The organism is Pseudomonas sp. FW300-N2A2 (assembly GCF_017351735.1).
GTDB classification, from domain to species: Bacteria; Pseudomonadota; Gammaproteobacteria; order Pseudomonadales; family Pseudomonadaceae; genus Aquipseudomonas; species Aquipseudomonas migulae.
Genome location: NZ_JACNDU010000001.1, coordinates 607,508 through 623,563 on the forward strand (window position 1 = coordinate 607,508; position 16,056 = coordinate 623,563).

General features: G+C 59.2%; 17 protein-coding genes. 3 read left to right on the forward strand and 14 right to left on the reverse strand.

All coding sequences use genetic code 11. The annotated features are described in order from the left end of the window. Positions 1-37: 37 nt before the first annotated feature. The 7 genes from J4E42_RS02625 to J4E42_RS02655 form a co-directional block, all read right to left on the reverse strand. Positions 38-919 (reverse strand): glycine betaine ABC transporter substrate-binding protein, encoded by an 882-nt coding sequence (locus J4E42_RS02625; RefSeq protein ID WP_223553166.1) that lies wholly within the window; start codon positions 917-919, stop codon positions 38-40. Positions 920-973: 54 nt separating this feature from the next. Further along, on the reverse strand, positions 974-1,630 hold the full coding sequence (locus tag J4E42_RS02630; RefSeq protein WP_223553164.1) for an ABC transporter permease: 657 nt from the start codon (positions 1,628-1,630) through the stop codon (positions 974-976). A 14-nt stretch (positions 1,631-1,644) separates the two neighbouring features. Continuing rightward, positions 1,645-2,643: an ABC transporter ATP-binding protein gene (locus J4E42_RS02635; protein WP_008038926.1), complete on the reverse strand. Its 999-nt coding sequence runs from the start codon at positions 2,641-2,643 to the stop codon at positions 1,645-1,647. Beyond that, the gene (locus tag J4E42_RS02640; protein WP_192228271.1) at positions 2,640-3,329 is read right to left on the reverse strand and encodes an ABC transporter permease; all 690 of its coding nucleotides are present in this window, start codon (positions 3,327-3,329) and stop codon (positions 2,640-2,642) included. Before J4E42_RS02640 ends, J4E42_RS02635 begins: the two co-directional genes overlap by 4 nt. Positions 3,330-3,666: 337 nt before the next feature. Next, positions 3,667-4,662, reverse strand: a complete 996-nt coding sequence (locus J4E42_RS02645) for a GlxA family transcriptional regulator (RefSeq protein WP_008038932.1) — start codon at positions 4,660-4,662, stop codon at positions 3,667-3,669. Between the two features lie 181 nt (positions 4,663-4,843). After that, the gene (locus J4E42_RS02650) at positions 4,844-5,809 is read right to left on the reverse strand and encodes an alpha/beta fold hydrolase (RefSeq protein WP_008038933.1); all 966 of its coding nucleotides are present in this window, start codon (positions 5,807-5,809) and stop codon (positions 4,844-4,846) included. A gap of 35 nt (positions 5,810-5,844) precedes the next feature. Further along, positions 5,845-6,738, reverse strand: coding sequence for an amidohydrolase (locus J4E42_RS02655; RefSeq protein WP_008038934.1), 894 nt, complete (start codon positions 6,736-6,738; stop codon positions 5,845-5,847). Between the two features lie 120 nt (positions 6,739-6,858). On the opposite strand from J4E42_RS02655, the gene J4E42_RS02660 reads away from it, so the two are divergent. Next, positions 6,859-7,032: a hypothetical protein gene (locus J4E42_RS02660; RefSeq protein ID WP_157222767.1), complete on the forward strand. Its 174-nt coding sequence runs from the start codon at positions 6,859-6,861 to the stop codon at positions 7,030-7,032. A 101-nt stretch (positions 7,033-7,133) separates the two neighbouring features. Here J4E42_RS02660 and J4E42_RS02665 read toward each other — a convergent pair whose 3' ends face one another. The 5 genes from J4E42_RS02665 to J4E42_RS02685 are packed head-to-tail and all read right to left on the reverse strand — an operon-like array spanning position 7,134 to position 11,846. After that, positions 7,134-7,592 (reverse strand): metallophosphoesterase family protein, encoded by a 459-nt coding sequence (locus tag J4E42_RS02665; RefSeq protein WP_207284498.1) that lies wholly within the window; start codon positions 7,590-7,592, stop codon positions 7,134-7,136. A 41-nt stretch (positions 7,593-7,633) separates the two neighbouring features. Next, complete coding sequence (locus J4E42_RS02670; RefSeq protein WP_207284499.1) at positions 7,634-8,758, reverse strand: agmatine/peptidylarginine deiminase; 1,125 nt, start codon at positions 8,756-8,758, stop codon at positions 7,634-7,636. 23 nt (positions 8,759-8,781) lie between these two features. Beyond that, entirely contained in the window at positions 8,782-9,879 is a 1,098-nt protein-coding gene (locus J4E42_RS02675) for an extracellular solute-binding protein (protein WP_207284500.1), read from the reverse strand. A gap of 1 nt (position 9,880) precedes the next feature. Next, a complete protein-coding gene (aguB, locus tag J4E42_RS02680) occupies positions 9,881-10,789 on the reverse strand; it encodes an N-carbamoylputrescine amidase (RefSeq protein WP_207284501.1) in 909 nt (302 codons plus the stop codon). A gap of 4 nt (positions 10,790-10,793) precedes the next feature. Then, positions 10,794-11,846, reverse strand: a complete 1,053-nt coding sequence (locus tag J4E42_RS02685; protein WP_207284502.1) for an agmatine/peptidylarginine deiminase — start codon at positions 11,844-11,846, stop codon at positions 10,794-10,796. Positions 11,847-11,980: 134 nt separating this feature from the next. On the opposite strand from J4E42_RS02685, the gene J4E42_RS02690 reads away from it, so the two are divergent. Together J4E42_RS02690 and J4E42_RS02695 are read left to right on the forward strand one after the other, a co-directional pair. After that, entirely contained in the window at positions 11,981-12,835 is an 855-nt protein-coding gene (locus J4E42_RS02690; RefSeq protein WP_008027147.1) for a LysR substrate-binding domain-containing protein, read from the forward strand. A gap of 91 nt (positions 12,836-12,926) precedes the next feature. Further along, positions 12,927-13,820, forward strand: a complete 894-nt coding sequence (locus tag J4E42_RS02695; RefSeq protein WP_008038941.1) for a LysR family transcriptional regulator — start codon at positions 12,927-12,929, stop codon at positions 13,818-13,820. Here J4E42_RS02695 and J4E42_RS02700 read toward each other — a convergent pair. Together J4E42_RS02700 and J4E42_RS02705 are read right to left on the reverse strand one after the other, a co-directional pair. Beyond that, complete coding sequence (locus tag J4E42_RS02700; RefSeq protein ID WP_207284503.1) at positions 13,808-14,980, reverse strand: carboxymuconolactone decarboxylase family protein; 1,173 nt, start codon at positions 14,978-14,980, stop codon at positions 13,808-13,810. The genes J4E42_RS02695 and J4E42_RS02700 overlap by 13 nt on opposite strands. A 13-nt stretch (positions 14,981-14,993) precedes the next feature. Then, positions 14,994-16,049 carry an alpha/beta hydrolase gene (locus tag J4E42_RS02705; protein WP_207284504.1) on the reverse strand — a complete coding sequence of 352 codons (1,056 nt, stop codon included), beginning with the start codon at positions 16,047-16,049 and terminating at the stop codon, positions 14,994-14,996. Positions 16,050-16,056 lie beyond the last annotated feature (7 nt).

A 16,056-nucleotide genomic window follows, 5' to 3' on the forward strand; every position in this document is an offset into this window, starting at 1 on the left:
AAGCCGGCTCCTACAGTTAATGTGTGTGATGCATGAATTAGAGCAACTTGCTGTGCTGCAGGAATTCCTTGGACACGCTCTCGATCGACTCACGGCCTACGTCGACCCGGGAGTTGAGGCCGGCAATGGTTTCGTCGTCCAGTTTGGAAGAGAGCGCATTGAGCAATTCGCCGATCTTCGGATTCTCTTTGAAGACTTCGGTACGAATCACCGGCGTCAGCGCATAGCTGGGGAAAAAGCCTTTATCGTCCTTCAGCACAACAAAGCCGAAGGCAGGAATACGCCCGTCAGTCGACAGCACCAACGCCACATTCACCTGGCCATCCCGAAGTGCCTGATAGGTCAGCCCACCGTCCATGCGCACGACGTTCTTGCGTTCGAACTCAAAGTCGTAGGTCTTTTGAAGAGGCTGCAAGCCATCGGGGCGCGAAAAGAACTCAGCGTTGGAAGCGAATTTATAGACTTTGCCTGCTCCGATATTTTTCGCCAGATCGCTGATTGAGACGATGCCATCCTTATCGGCCTCGTCCTTACGCATGGCAAATGCGTAAGTGTTGTTGGCTTTTGAAGGGTTCAACCACGTGATGCCCTTCTCTGCGTCAAGGGTGCTGATCTTCTTATACGTTTCCTCGGCACTCAGCTTGTCCATGACTTTGTTGTAAGTGATCAGCGAAGTGCCGGTGTATTCCCAATACACGTCGACCTGACCGTTCTCTTGCGCCGCGCGTAATACCGACGAACCCAAATCCGGGCGCTTATCGACGTTGTAGCCATTGGCGCGCAACAATTGCGTGGTCATTTCCGCCACCAGCTGCTGTTCGGTGAACTTCTTGCCGCCGACCACTATCGTGCTGTTGGCAGAAGCACTGCCCACGACACCTGAAACAAGACTCAGCGTACAGATCAGACTGACTAGCATTCGATGAATCATGGTGCACCTCGTATTATTGGTTTTTATCGATGGTTTTCTAATTCATTCGCGCCCGGCCAACCTCAAGCCCCGCGACACGGCAACGTTCTGGATCAAACCGCACGACAGGTCGACCGCAATCGCCAACAGCGCGGTTGACGCGGCACCGGCCAACATCATGCCGAAGTCGTTCAGGTCGATGCCGGTAAAGATCAACTCGCCCAGCCCTCCTCCGCCGACCAGAAAGGCCAGCGGCGCGGTACCGACGTTGATGGCGAGCGCCGTGCGGATACCGGCGAAAATCACGTTCATCGCATTCGGGATTTCAACTTTCCACAGGGTTTGCGCAGGCGTCATGCCCATGGCCTCGGCCGCCTCCACCAAGTGCTGCGGCACCGCGCGCAACCCTTCATAGGTGTTGACCGCCACCGGCAACAACGTCGCGACAAACAAGCCGATGATGGCCGCGCCACTGCCTACGCCGATGAAGCTCATGGCCAACGCCAGCAGTGCGAGCTTGGGAATCGCCTGCCCCACATTGAGGAACTGCATGCTGGCCATGGCGTAGCGCTGGTTCGCGGGACGGCTCATCCAGACGCCGAGTGGCAGCGCTACGGCCAGCGCCAGGGCGCCACTGATGGCCACGATCTGCAGATGCTGAACCGTGAGGTAGCTGATATCGCCCCAGTAAAACTGAAGCCCTTGCCAAAATCTGATCATCAAGTCAGACATCGTCAGTGCACCGCCGGAGTAATGTTGTCGACAAGCCTTGCCAGGATGTCGGTCTGATGGACGTAGCCGATAAAGCGCCCGTCGCTGTCGTTGCACAGCGCCCAGTCCTGGCCGCGTCCCAGTAGCTGCGAAAGCACCTGGCGCAGGTCATCTCCGGGTTTCACCACCAGTTGCGAACGTGTGGAGATGGCGCTGTTGCCGCCCACGATCTGCATCTGTTCCCTCGGCGGGATCTTGCTGGCGACATCCGCCGCCCGCAGCAGTCGCAGGCGTTTCATGATCCGGTCGCCGCCCATGAAATTCGCCACGAACTCGCTGTTGGGCCGGGCCAACAGGTCATCCGAGCTGCCAAACTGCTCGATCTTGCCGTTGTGGAACAGCGCGACACAGTCCGCCATCTTCACGGCTTCGTCGATGTCGTGACTGACAAAGAGCACGGTCTTCCCGACCTGGCGCTGGATGCGCATGAACTCGTCCTGGATCACGTCCCGGTTGATCGGGTCGATCGCACCAAACGGTTCGTCCATCAACATCACCGGCGGGTCCGCGGCCAAGGCGCGGGCAACCCCGACGCGCTGCTGTTGGCCACCCGAGAGTTCACACGGGTAGCGCTTGAGGAATTTCGACGGATCCAGCGCGACCACTTCCAGTAATTCCGCCGCTCGCTTGCGGCTTTTGGTCTTGTCCCATCCCAGCAGATTGGGGACGACGCAAATGTTTTCCTCGACGGTCATGTTCGGGAACAAACCGACTTGCTGGATCACGTAGCCGATGGATCGCTTGAGCGTGACGCTGTCCAGTTCGGCCGTATCGCGACCACCGATTCTGATGGTGCCCGACGTGGGCGTGATCAGGCGGTTGATCATTTTCAGCGTCGTGGTTTTGCCACAGCCCGACGGCCCGAGCAGTACGCAGATCTGTCCCTCTTCAACGTTGAACGAGACATCTTCTACGGCGGTGATTGAGCCAAATTTTTTGTTCAGGTTTTCGATCTGGATCACGTCGTCGCTTCCTTCATTCGGCCAGTGGCCACTTTGTTCTTGTTCAGGCCTTTCGGCGTCAGGAGGCGCTGCAAGGCGTACAGGGCATAGTCAGCCGCAATGGCAATGACGCTGATGACGATGGCGCCAGCCAGCAGCTGCCGGGTATCCGATTGGGCGATGCCGCGAATGATCAGGCTGCCCAGACCACCGGCGCCGATGTAGGCGGCGATGGCGGCGATCCCGATGTTGATGACCGTAGCCATCCTGACGCCGGCCATGATCAGAGGGACCGCAATCGGCAGCTCGACCTTGCGCAGCCGTTGCCAGGTGGACATGCCCATCCCGATTGCCGCTTCGCGCAAGGCAGGATCGATATTGGAGATCGCGGTGGTGGTGTTGCGGATGATGGGCAACTGCGAATACAGAAACAGCGCAATGACCGCCGGTACAACGCCGATCCCATAGCCAATCAGGGACAAGACCGGAATCATCAGCCCGAACAGCGCGGCAGAAGGAATGGTCATCAGCACAGCGGCGAAGGCCAGGACCCACCGGCGGGTTCTGGGGTGCTGGGATATCGCGATCCCGACAGGCACGCCGGTCAGAATCGCCAGCCCCACCGCTACCGCCACGATGAGCAGGTGCTGTCCGAGGAGCAGGCTGATCAGCCCGCCGTTTTCCAGAATGAAACTCAAGGTTTCCATGGTTGATAGGCCTTCTTTACGTCATTGTTGTTTTTGCCGGCTGAGCATCTGGAAGTGGACGCCGGATTTGTAAGGAACCTTACCGCGCTCACGAACGGAGCCTGCGCTTTGAGTTCGACGATTTCTATCAAAAAACCGACGTCACGAGACCCGACCGCGTGCGGTGCGATGTGAAGGATCGAGTCATGAAGAAAGCATACAGGATCGCCAAATCACCCAGGCCCGCCAGTGCGCACCTGCTGTCGGGCCAAGTCATTAGCTAGCTATTGGGTTTTGCGGGGAGGATTGCTCGGTGGGGGTTGGCGAGGGATTGACGCCAATTTACCAAGGGCTGAAATCAGGAATGGGCATCATCAAATTTCCGCCGCTCTTCACCCGGCGTGCATCCCCACACGCGACGGTAGGCGGCCCCCAGATGCGAGGCAGAAACGAAGCCGCAGCTGTAGGCAATGGACGCAATGGGCTGGGTGCTTTCACGCAGCAACCGGCGTGCTTCGTTGAGCCTGAGCTCCAGATAGAATTTTTTCGGGGTCATCCCGAAGTGCTGGTGCCACAAGCGCTCCAGCTGACGATGGGACAGATTGCACCGGTCGGCGATCTCTTCGATGCCGACAATGTTTTCCAGGTTGTCTTCCATGGCGGCAATGGCCGCCGTGAGCCGTCGATCGTGAATCCCGAACCGCCACTGGATCGACATCCGCTGATGTTCTTCCGGCGCCCGTATCCGTGCGTGCAGAAATTGCTCGGCGATGCTCGCGGCCAGCGGGTTACCGAAATCCAGCGCGATCTGCGCCAGCATCAGGTCGATGGCCGCCGTCCCTCCGGCGCAGGTCCAGCGATTTCCATGGTTGACGTACAGTTCTTTGGTGACTTCGATGGTGGGAAACTCTTCGGCAAATTGACCGATGGACTCCCAGTGCAACGTGCACCGCTTCCCTTCCAACAGCCCGGCACGGGCAAGAATGAACGTACCGGTACTCAGTGCGCCAACAGTGACGCCACGGGACGCAGCGCGCTGTAGAAAGCGCAGCATTTTCGGCGGTTTCTGATGTTCGATGTCCAGGCTCGCCAGGACAAAAACGCGATCGACCTCGGGCGCTTGATCAATCGGCACGGTCTGGATTTCGATACCACTGCTGGAACTGACCGGCCCGCCGGACTCCGTGAGCAGGGTCCACTCATACAGCGTTTTCCCGGAAAGCCGGTTCGCCGCCCGCAGCGGCTCGCTGGCGCCAGCCAATGCCATCATGGAAAACTGAGGGAGTATGAGCAGGCCGATTCGCTTGGTTGTGTAACCGTTCACTGGCGTCGCTGCTTCAATGGGGCTTGTCATCGCCAGATCCTTGTCATGAGTGGGTCCAGCCGTTCAGACATCACGGCTCAGGCCAGCCCGAGGGAGTGGCTTTGGACACGCTATGTTAGGGCCTTGGCACGCATTCAGCCAGATCGATTCCTCGCAACGACGAACGCTGCGAGACCTCATTGCAAGGTCCCGCAGGAGAGTGGCGAGCAGATCAGCTGCGCGCGCGGATCGCTTCGTCGATGCTCTGGATCATCGATTTGAAAACAGGGCTGTCGACCTGATTCTGCTGGCCATGCTGCATGTGCGGGATGATCAGCGCACCCGCACCTGCATCACCCGGGTAGTGCCGGTGCAGACGCTCGGATTCCGACGGCATGTGCAGGGTGTTCTCGGCGCCGTGGATGATCAGCGCTGGCGGGAAGCCTTTTGCCCCCTCGATGGACTGCTCCGGGTCATACGCCACATAGGACTTGTAGGATTTTGCCGTCACATGCGTGCAGCCAGGCCAACGGTCGGCGCCGCCCGCTTCGGTGTAGCCGCCCAGTTGCTGATCAACGTAGGCCTGGGTTTCAGGATCGAGCGGGTAATAACCCAGACGAGTCGATTCGGTCCCGGTATCAAACGGCGGGATCGGCGCGTCATCCGCCAATTGCTGGATCGCAGCGTCGGCGGCGGCTTTGTCGGTGCGCAAGGCTTGCAACTTGCTGATGTTGGTGTAGCTCATCGGCACCCAAAACCGGATCTGCTCGCCACCCGCTGCGGCGAGTTCAGCCACCGCGCCGAGGCTCGCAGTCGAGCCCATCGCCCAGGACGCCACGACTGGCATCTCGCCAAAATTGTCTCGTGCCCAGGCTACGGCGCCGAGGACTTCATCCTTCTGGTCTTCCAGGCTGACATCGGTGATCTCGATGCCTGCGGCCTTAATCGTGTTGCGGATGTACTTGTTGGAAAAGAAACCCGCCACGTCATACGTCATGACTCGATAGCCCCGGGCCGCCAGGGCACGGCCGAACAGCTGACCGTACATGGTGACGCCGCCGGTGAAGCCGGAGTTGAAGATGACGGGTGGAAGTGCCGCGTCGATTTGTTCTGGCTGAAAGACCGTGCCTTTGAGGCTCAGGGTTTCATCGCCGTACTGAACGGCAAAGTTGATTTCTTGGGTAATGATGTTCGTCATCGCTGGGTATCTCGAAGTGTGAGTGTGGGCGTAGATCAACTAACCAACTGGCCAGAAGCTCCTCGAAGAAGTTGGCCAACGGGAATTCGGGTTTCTGTAGAAACAAGCTGCGCAACGGCATCGACGAAATCGAAAGCGCTGGGCAAATCAAACAGCTCGGAATACGCCACACCGTTGTTGTCGGTTCCCACATGAGGGGCGTCGGTGGCTTCCAGGAGAATCTTGTCGGCGCCGAGGGCGCTGATTATTTGCGTGACGAAACGTGCGGTTTCCACGGGAGAGACCGAGGTGCGATAGCCCGGCCCCTTGAACCACACGTTGCCTCGCCTTCCCGCCTCGGCAAGTAGCGCAAGGTAGGCCGGCTCCGTGGCGCCGCGCTCGCTGTGGCAGCTGCCCAGATGATCGATGATGACGCGCACATCGTCAGGGATCTGGCGCAATACGCGCAGATTGGTCTCGGCCTCTTTCGCATAAATGTGCAGGTGCTGGTGCGGTAACAGACGCGCATAAAACGCCGACCATTGCTCATCACTGAAGCGCGTATCGGAAACCGTTTCAGGCCTGGCATCGTGCAGAACGATTCGCGCGCCGATAACCTGCGGGTGCGAAAGGCGTTCTTTGGTGGCGTAAGCGGGTTCGGCCTTGATCGTCCCGACCAACCTGACGTCCTCATAGCGCGAAGGATTCGCAGCCTGGAGACTCTTCAGTTCATCAAACGAAGCAAACACGTTTTCTGAATCAGGCAGGATACTTAGATGGACATTGTTAATGACTGTCGGAACCACTCCGGCATCAATCAGCTTGTCCAGATAAGTCGTCAGCGGATGCGGTTCAGGCAAGGTGTAAGGCAGCGAGCCAGCCACCCGGCGAAGATCATCCGACGTGTAAAAGTGAACGTGACTATCAATTCTTTTGTTCGACGGCAGCATGATTATTGTTTCCTGCTTTTGTGCGAAAACAATAATCGTCGTCAGCGCTTCGTCGCTCCCGTCAACCCGACGTGTAGTATCAAAATTTCGCCATGTGCGATTTGACGGGTATGGAGAACTATGGAAACAGCGCCTGGACCGGGATGGCCGGATTTGCTCTCGGCGCTACTGATTGCGCTTGAAGGCAGCGGCGCTGCTGCATTGCGGGCGGAAATTGAACAACATGAAAAAAAGCTTCGACCAACTGATGGACTTACTGTCGGTTTGGGGGATGGCGAAAATTTGTTGTCCTGAGCTTGCTGCCAAATCGAAAGATCAGCAGGCCCTCTCCCTCGAACTTCAGTACCGACTTGCGGTAGAGCGCACCCAACGAACCGTTTTTTGCTTCGCGCACTTCACTCCAACAGCGAGACCAGGCGCGGTTCTAAAGCAGTCTCGAATACCTCCAGCAACGCCAGCGTCACCGGCAACTTGAAGCGCCTGCGTCCCGCACTGCCCGGATTGAGATAAAGCACTTCACCGCGCCATTCGATGCACGGCTTGTGCGAATGGCCGGTGATCACCAGTTTGACCGTCGCATCGAGCACGGCCGGGACATCGGCGAGGTCGTGCACCAGCAACGCCTCCCACCCGTTGAGGTCGAAACGCAGGCAATCTGCAAGATCCTTTGCCCAGGGAGCGTCAAGATCATTGTTCCCGCGCACGACATTCAATGGAGCGATTGCCCCCAGCTGCTCAAGGATTTCGGAGCTGCCGATGTCGCCCGCATGAATGATCCGCTCACACCCCTCCAAAGCCGCAAGGGCCTCAGGGCGGAGCAGTCCATGGGTATCGGAAATCACGCCAACCTTCATACAAAGCTCCCGACCAGGCTCAAGCAGTGGAGCATCGCAGACTAAACCAACGGCTGATGACTGGTCACACAATGAATACCGCCACCGCCGGCCGAGATCGCGTCGATGTTGAGCTGCACCACCTCTCTATCCAGATAGAGCCCGGACAACAGATCAAAGGCTTTGGCATCTGCCACCTTGTCACCAAACTCCGGCGCAATCACCGCGTCGTTGATTACGAAGTAGTTGATATAGCCCGCTGCAAAGTCCGGGTTGCTGCGGTTGAACCTGCTCTTTCGTGGATTGAGCGGCGGCGACACCGTATGCACCTGCAGCTTGCGGCCATCGGCATCCGTGGCATTTTTCAGAATATCCAGATGAGCCCGCGTGACCTTGTAATCGTATGACTCGGGGTCGTTGTCGAGGTTGGCGATCACCACGCCAGGCTTGACGAAACGGGCGTAGAAATCGACATGGGCATCGGTGATGTCCTTGCCCTTGATGCCCGGCAGCCAAATGATTTTGCGCAGGCCCAAGCGGGCTTTCAGTTCTTCCTCGACCTCGGCCTTGCTCCAGTCCGGGTTGCGATTTTTATTGATCCAGCTGCTCTCGGTCATGATCCCGGTGCCGTGACCATCCACTTCGATGCCGCCGCCCTCGCCTACCAGTTCGCTGCGCAGGTAACGCGCATCCGTGGCGTCGGCCACCTGTGCCGCCAGTTGCGCATCTTCGCTGTGCTGCTGTTTGTTGCCCCAGCCATTGAAGTTGAAATCCACGGCGCCAAGTACGCCCTTGTCATCAATGACGAAGTTGGCGCCGATGTCGCGCATCCAGATGTCGTCGAGTTCGGTGACGACGTAGGTGATGTTGCTCTTGCCGCAATGCTCCTCGGCCAGGCTTCGCTCGTGCTCGCGACAAAAAACGGTGACCGGCTCATGGCGGGCGATGGTGCGCGCAATCAGGCCAATGGCCGCTTGCACGTCGGCGGTGAAATCCTCCCAGATCGCCTCTTGCGCACCAAAAGCAATGAAGGCTTGCTCGTGGCGATCGCCCTCATCCGGCATGCGCCAACCGACTTGGGTGGCTGCGTGCGCGGACAAAGGCGTCAGGCCGAAACCGATGGAGGCAACCGCCCCCATCCCCGCCACGACCGAAACCTGCTTGATGAACTCGCGACGCGTCGACATGTATTGATCCTTGGAAAGTGAACTCATTTTGCGGTGGCCGTCTTGAACTTGGTCCAGGTGCGCATCCGCGCGCGCATATCGGATTGTGGGATGTCCTTGCCCGGAATCAGCCGCGCATAAGTGGCTTCATCAAGATAGATGTCCGGGTTGTTGCGCATTGTCGCACCGACGCTCGGCCGCGCCTTGGCATTGGAGGTCGGGTAGCCAGTGAAGTTACTGATGTCGGCCATGTTCTGCGGGCGCATGACGAAGTTGATGAACGCATACGCGTACTCCGGATGTTTCGCATCGACCGGAATCGCCATGGTGTCCATCCACACGGTGGTGCCTTCACGGGGGATGCGGTACTCGAATCGGGTGCTTTTGCCGGCGCTGTCTGACGTCCGCTGCGCCTGGGTCATGTCGCCGCTGTAACCGAGCGACACGCACAGGTTGCCGTTCACCAGATCGGTCACCGGCTGCGACTGGAACTTGCGAATGTGTGGCCGCAGTTTCATCAGCAATTCACTCGCCGCCGCGAGGTCTTCGGGCTTGGCGCTGCGCGGTTCCCGACCGAGGTAATTGAGCACCACGGCGAGCACTTCGTCCGGTGAGTCGATCATCGAAATACCGCAGTCGGCAAATTTGCCGGCCAGCTCCGGCTTGAACAACATATCGAGGCTGTTGACCGGAGCATCGGGCAAGCGCTGTTTGATCTGCTCATCATTGTAGGTCAGGCCGATGGTGCCCCACGTGTAAGGCACGGTGGCCTGACTCGAGGTTTCATACTGCCTGCGCAGTTTCTGCAAACCGGGCTCGATGTCGTTCAGCGCGGTGAGTTTGCTGCGGTCCAGCGGCAGCAGGCTGCCGGCGCGCATCAAGCGTTCGGCCACCGTGTCGCCGGGGAAGATCAGGTCATAACCGCTGCCACCGGCGAGCATCTTGGCTTCCAGCGTTTCGCTGCCATCCATGACGTCATAGATCACTTTGATCCCGGTTTCGGCGGTGAATTTCGCCAGCGTATCCTCGGCGAAATAATCGGCCCAGTTGTACAGCCTGAGGGTTTTCTCTTCGGCGTGCAGCGACGACGAGGCCAGTGCCAACCCCAAGGTACCGAGCAACAACGTGTGCGCAATGCCCATATCAAACTCCTTGAGTGTTCCAGCGTGCATGAAGGTGACGACCGTCCTGACTCAACAACGCCCCGTACATCTCAGGGCGACGGTCGCGGTAGATGCCCCAGCTCAGGCGCTCTTCGCGCATGGCGCTCAAGTCCAGGCTGTGCACCAGCACGCCGGTGCTGTCACGGTCGGCCTCGGCGAGCAATTTGCCCTTGTGATTGCAGATGAACGACGAGCCATAGAAGCCCATTTGCAAGGTCGGATCGGTGGTCGCCGCTTCTCGGCCGACGCGATTGGCGGCCACCACCGGCAGGATGTTCGCGGCCGCATGGCCACGCATGGTCATCTGCCAGTGGTCACGGGAATCCAGCTCGGCGCAGCCAGGTTCAGAACCGATGGCGGTGGGAAACAGCAAGACTTCAGCGCCCATCAACGCCAGGCAACGAGCGGTCTCGGGGAACCACTGATCCCAGCAGATCCCCACGCCGAGGCGCCCGAACGCGGTGTCCCAAACCCGGAAACCGGTATCGCCGGGGCTGAAGTATTCCTTCTCCTGATAACCGATGGCGTTGGGGATGTGGGTCTTGCGATACACGCCCAGCAAGCGCCCGTCGGCATCGGCCACGCTCAGAGAATTGAAATAGGCATTGCCGGCCTTCTCGAACCAGCTCAGCGGCAGCACCACGCCCAACTCCTTGGCCAAGGCGGCAAAGCGTTTGAGTACACGGCTGTATTGATATTCTTCGGCCAGTGCCAAGTGTTTGTGGCTTTGCTCGATGCAGAAATACGGCGTGGCAAACAGCTCCTGCAACAGGATGACTTGAGCGCCCTTCGACGCGGCCTCGCGAACCAACTGCTCGGCAAGGTTGAGGTTGTGCGGCAAATCCCAGGTGCAGGGCATTTGGGTGGTGGCAATCGTCAATAGGGTCATGGCATCAACCCTTCACTGGCCAGGCAGGCTGTTGCTGGGTGATGCAATGCACCCCGCCGCCGCCATGGGCCAGATGGTTGATCCGCACCGGCACCACTTCTCGACCAGGGAACGCCTGGGCCAACACTTCGGCCGCTGCGTGGTCGGCGTCGATGCCGTAGGCCGGCATGATGATCGCGTCGTTGGCGATGTAGAAATTGGTGTACGAGGCGCAGAACACTTCAGCCTCAGTGTCCACCGCATCGGTGGCTTCATAGAGCTCGATCAGCTCGAACTTCCGGCCTTGGGCATCGGTGGCCAGTTCCAGCGCACGGCGATTCTCGCGAGCCACTTCGGCATACACCGACTGCTTGTCGTGAGTCGCGTCCACCAGCAACACGCCGGGGCGTGCGAATGCGCAGACACCATCGACATGGCCGTCAGTCATGTCGCCGGTCACGTAGTCCGGATCGCCCGGCAGCCAGATGGTTTTCTTCACACCCAGCAGACGCGTGAAAATCTCCTCCATCTCAGCCTTGGTCATCCCGGGGTTGCGATTGGGATTGAGCAACACCGACTCGGTGGTGATCAGCGTGCCCTCGCCGTCGACATGGATCGCCCCGCCTTCGTTACTCAGCGGAGTGCCGAAGCACGGCAAGCCCAGGTGATTGAGTGCACGGCGCGCCAGGCCTTCATCCAGATCGTGCGCCGACTTGCCGCCCCACGCATTGAAACGCCAGCTCACACCGGCCAGCCCTTGTTGCGGGTGGCAAACGAAGCTTGGGCCGGAGTCGCGGCACCAACTGTCGTTTACCGCCAATTCGATCAGTTCGATGTTTGGCCCACAAAGCGCCTTGGCACTCGCGACAGCCGACGGATCAACGACCATTTTCACCGGTTCGAAACGAGCGATGGCGTTGGCTACCCCGGCGAAATCCTTTTGCACTTGTGCGAGGGTGACGCGCCAACCCGACTCCCAGAGTGCCTGATTGTGTGGCCAGACCATCCAGGTCGCTGCGTGCTTTACCCATTCTGCCGGCATCAACCAGCCGCTGTTCTGAAGTTCGTTCTGCTGCATGACAATCGCCCTTGAGTTAAGTCATTGTGTTCAATGAAAATGACCTTTTCGGTCCTGGCATGCATGCTACGGCTGTAAAAACGGGCTAACAAACGATGGATTTTGCAGAAAAGTGATTAGAGGAACTTATCAATATGCTCAAGCACTGGCCCCCGCTCAGCACCCTTCGCGGCTTTGAGGCTGCTGCCCGCCTGGGCAGTTTTCACAAGGCCGCCGACGAGCTGCACCTGACCCAATCGGCGATCAGCCAGCAGATTCGAACGCTTGAGGCGTACCTTGAACAGCCGCTGTTTTTTCGCAGTGGACGCAGCGTCAGCCTGACCGATGCCGGCCACGATTTGCTCAGCACCACGCAAGCGTTGTTGCAGCAATTGTCGGTCGGCATTCGTCGCCTCGGGCAATACCAGAAGCCCAATCAACTGGTACTCAACACGACGCCGACGTTCGCTCGTCATTGGCTGCTGCCACGCCTGGGGGATTTTCGCCGGCAACATCCGGAAGTCGATCTGTGGATTTTCAGCACCGATGAAGTCCCGGACATGACCACCCAGACCATCGACCTCGCGGTGCGCGATGACATCAGCTCCCAGGCCGAATGCAGCTTCAAGGTGCTGCACGCTGACCGCCTCTATCCGGCCTGCCACCCCGATGTATTGGCCGTGCCCATCGAACAGCGCACCACCTTGCACGGCGAGCGGGAAATGGACTGGAGCCATTGGGACGTCGAGGCCGGCATCGATGTGGGGCAGAAGGATCAGGGGTTGAATTTTTCCGACCCCGGGTTGCTGCTGGACGCGGCGTGCGCGGGGTTAGGGATTGCGCTGGTCAGCCAGCTGCTGAGTCGACAGGCGCGTGACAACGGATTGCTGCAACCGTTGGTGGAGGAAACCATTCGTGGGCCGAACTGGGCGTTGCTGACGCACCGTGACAGTGAGAACAATCCGTTGGCGCGCAGTTTTATCGAGTGGTTGCTGAACAACCTGACGTGACGCGGTCTTTTCGACATCCTGCACAGCGCTTTCGCAGGCCTCAAGGTAAGCTCCTCGTTCCTCTTTGGAAACGTGACCCAGGGATGTACAAATGACCGTTGAAAGCTACGACCAACTCGCGATCTTCTCGGCCGTGGCGCAGGAGCGCAGTTTCACCCGCGCCGCTGCCAGGCTGGGCATGTCACAGCCCGCATTGAGCCGGGCCATGCGCCAGCTGGAGGAACGACTGGGCGTCAGGTTACTGTCTCGCACCACGCGCAGCGTATCCCCCACGGAAGCGGGCGAACACCTGCTGAAAGTGATCGCCCCAAGGTTCGAAGAGATCGACATCGAGCTGGCATTGCTCAGCGAATTCCGCGACAAGCCCGCAGGCAAACTGCGTATAACGGCCGGTGAGCATTCCGCGATTACGGTCCTGCAACCGGTACTCGCGAAGCTGCTGCCCGACAATCCCGATCTCAATATCGAAATCATCGTCGACTACGGCCTGACTGACATTGTGGCGGAAGGCTTCGACGCCGGGGTTCGGTTGGGTGAGCAGGTCGCCAAAGACATGATCGCCATGCGCATCGGTCCCGACATGCGCATGGCGGTTGTCGGCTCCCCAGCGTATTTCGCCCGGCATTCAAAGCCAGACATCCCAAGCGACCTCATGCAGCACAACTGCATTACGCTGCGCATGCCCACCTACGGCGGCCTCTTTCTCTGGGAGTTCGAGAAGGATGGGCAAGAACTGAACGTACGCGTCGAAGGCCAAATGGTGTTCAACAACATCGCCATGCGCATGGAGGCCGCCCTTCAGGGGTTGGGGCTGGCCTATATGCCCGAAGACCTGGTGCAGGAGCATATTGCGCAAGGCCGGTTGATTCGCGTGCTCGCGGATTGGTGCGAGCCGTTCTCGGGGTACCACCTCTATTACCCGAGCCGACGCCAGAGCTCGCCCGCCTTCGCACTGCTGCGCGAAGCCCTGCGCTATTTGGGTTGATTTGCCTGGGCAGCATTCAGCGCCGCGTCGGCACGTTTGGCTGCATCGGCATGACCTTGCTCCGCCAGCAGCCGGACCAATTGACGCAATTGCGAAACGCTCAGGCCGACCCGCAGGCTGGCGGCCATGTGCGAACGCAGCTGTGACTCCACACCGGGAGTGACGGCCAACGCGGCGACCGTGGCCAACTCACGACTTTGCCAGTCCAGGTTGTCGCGCTCGAAAATATCACCGAACAAATGCGCCTGCAGATACTGGTTGATGACAGGTGCAAAGTCGAACAGCGGGCCCTGAACAGGCGCACCGGCAATGCGGGTCTGATTGGCCTTGCCCACCGCCAGCAGTTCACCTCCGGTGGGAATGACACGACCGGGCTCGCGCCCCGGATCGTCCCGGATGCCGTTTTTCTTGCGCGCCTCCACAACCCTCATCAGCTCGCCAAGTGCGTTGAGGCTGCGTGGAAAACCGGTGTAAGCGTAGAGTTGCACCAATATTTCCTTCGCCTCGCTGACGGTCAGGCCCGCGTCCAGCCCCTGATTCAATGCAGCATTCAGCTCCGGCATGTTGCTGCTGGCCATGTGGGCAGCAATCAGCGGGATGGCTTGCTGCCTCGCGGACAGCACCTCGGAAGCGAGATTTTCGGTGGACGTTGATGTCGGCGTCACGGGTTCGTGGGCGCGGTATTGATCGTCGGTGACTTTCTCCAGCCAATCCACACTCTTGCCATTCACAGCACCGGTCACCGCCAGGTGGGTCATGGCACTTGACGGTGCGGCGCCGTGCCAATGCTTGACGCCCGGCGGGCAGACGATCACGTCGCCGGGGAGGATTTCCTGCACAGGCTTACCCCACTCCTGAGTCAAGCCCACACCGGAAACCACCACCAATCGCTGGCCTGCGGGATGGGTGTGCCAGGCCGAACGCGCCCCCGGCTCGAAGGTCACGTAGGCGCTGGACGCATTGATTTCATTCGTGACGGGGAACAAGGGGTCGACGCGCACTTGCCCGGTAAAGTAATCCGCCGATCCCGCTGTGGAAGATTGGGAGCCTGCGCGACTGATCTGCTGAACGGACCGGGACTCACCGGCATTTTCAGCACCCGCAGCGCTGGCGAAGGGCGCTGCGACGCAAACCGCGATCCCCAAAAGAGTGTTTTTCATAATGCCCCCCAAGTCAGAGCGTTCTGGCGTAAAACGCGTTCAACTGCGCAATGGCGACGTCAACATACTCAGGCACCCAATAGGTTTCGATATGAGTTGCGCCATCGATGGTGAACAGCTTCTTGTCCTGTGTACCAGTGGCCTTGGCAAAGGCTTGCTCCGACATATACAGGCTGTCCGCCTTGCTGCCCGCGATCATCAGCAACGGCTTGTCGATCAGTTCGATCTGATCCGTCGCATCGAAGCTCATCAGGTCCAGCAGGCTGCTCAGGGTGTATCTGAAGGTCGAGTTGGGGTGAGCATGAGTCTTGCCGTAGTACTCAAAACCCTGCCGATACAAATCAAATGGCAGCTTGGCGATCTGCTCGTCGGTGAGTTTGGCATCGCCGGTGTAGAGGATTTCTCCGCCCGCCGCTTCCTGGGCACGGGCAGCCGAAGCCTGCCGTAAACGCTCCTGAACGGTGGACAGCTGCGAATCCCTGTAGCCATTGCGCCGTACCAGTCCGGAATTGAACATGCTCACCGTTGCGATGGACTGGAAGCGCTTGTCGGTTTGCGCCGCCTTCAATGAATAGCCGCCACCGCCGCAGATACCGAGCAAGCCCAAACGCGAGTCGTCGGCGCCCGGATAGCCGGCGATAAAATCCGCCATGCCATGGATGTCTTCGACGCGGTTCGCCGGTTTGTCGACGTTGCGCGGCTGACCGCCACTGCCTCCCTGATACGCCGCATCCGCAGTGATCGTGATGTAGCCCTGATCTGCCAGACGCTGGGCATACAGGCCTGCGACTTGCTCCTTCACCCCGCCATTGGGATGCGCCACGACAACAACCGGGTACTTCTTCGCCGAGTCATAGTTCGCGGGGGTGTAAACGTTGGCGGCAATGTCCAGGCCATCGAGTTTGTAAGTGACCGGATGGATGTTGACCTTGCCGGGCTCGTTCTTAGTCAACGCGCCACCGTAGGTCAATGTGAATGGATTCTGCTTGTAGTCCCCTGCCTCGACTTCGGCTCCGGACATCCCGATCATGGCGGCCAGGAATGCGGCCTTTATCGTGGTTCGCGTCATATGAATA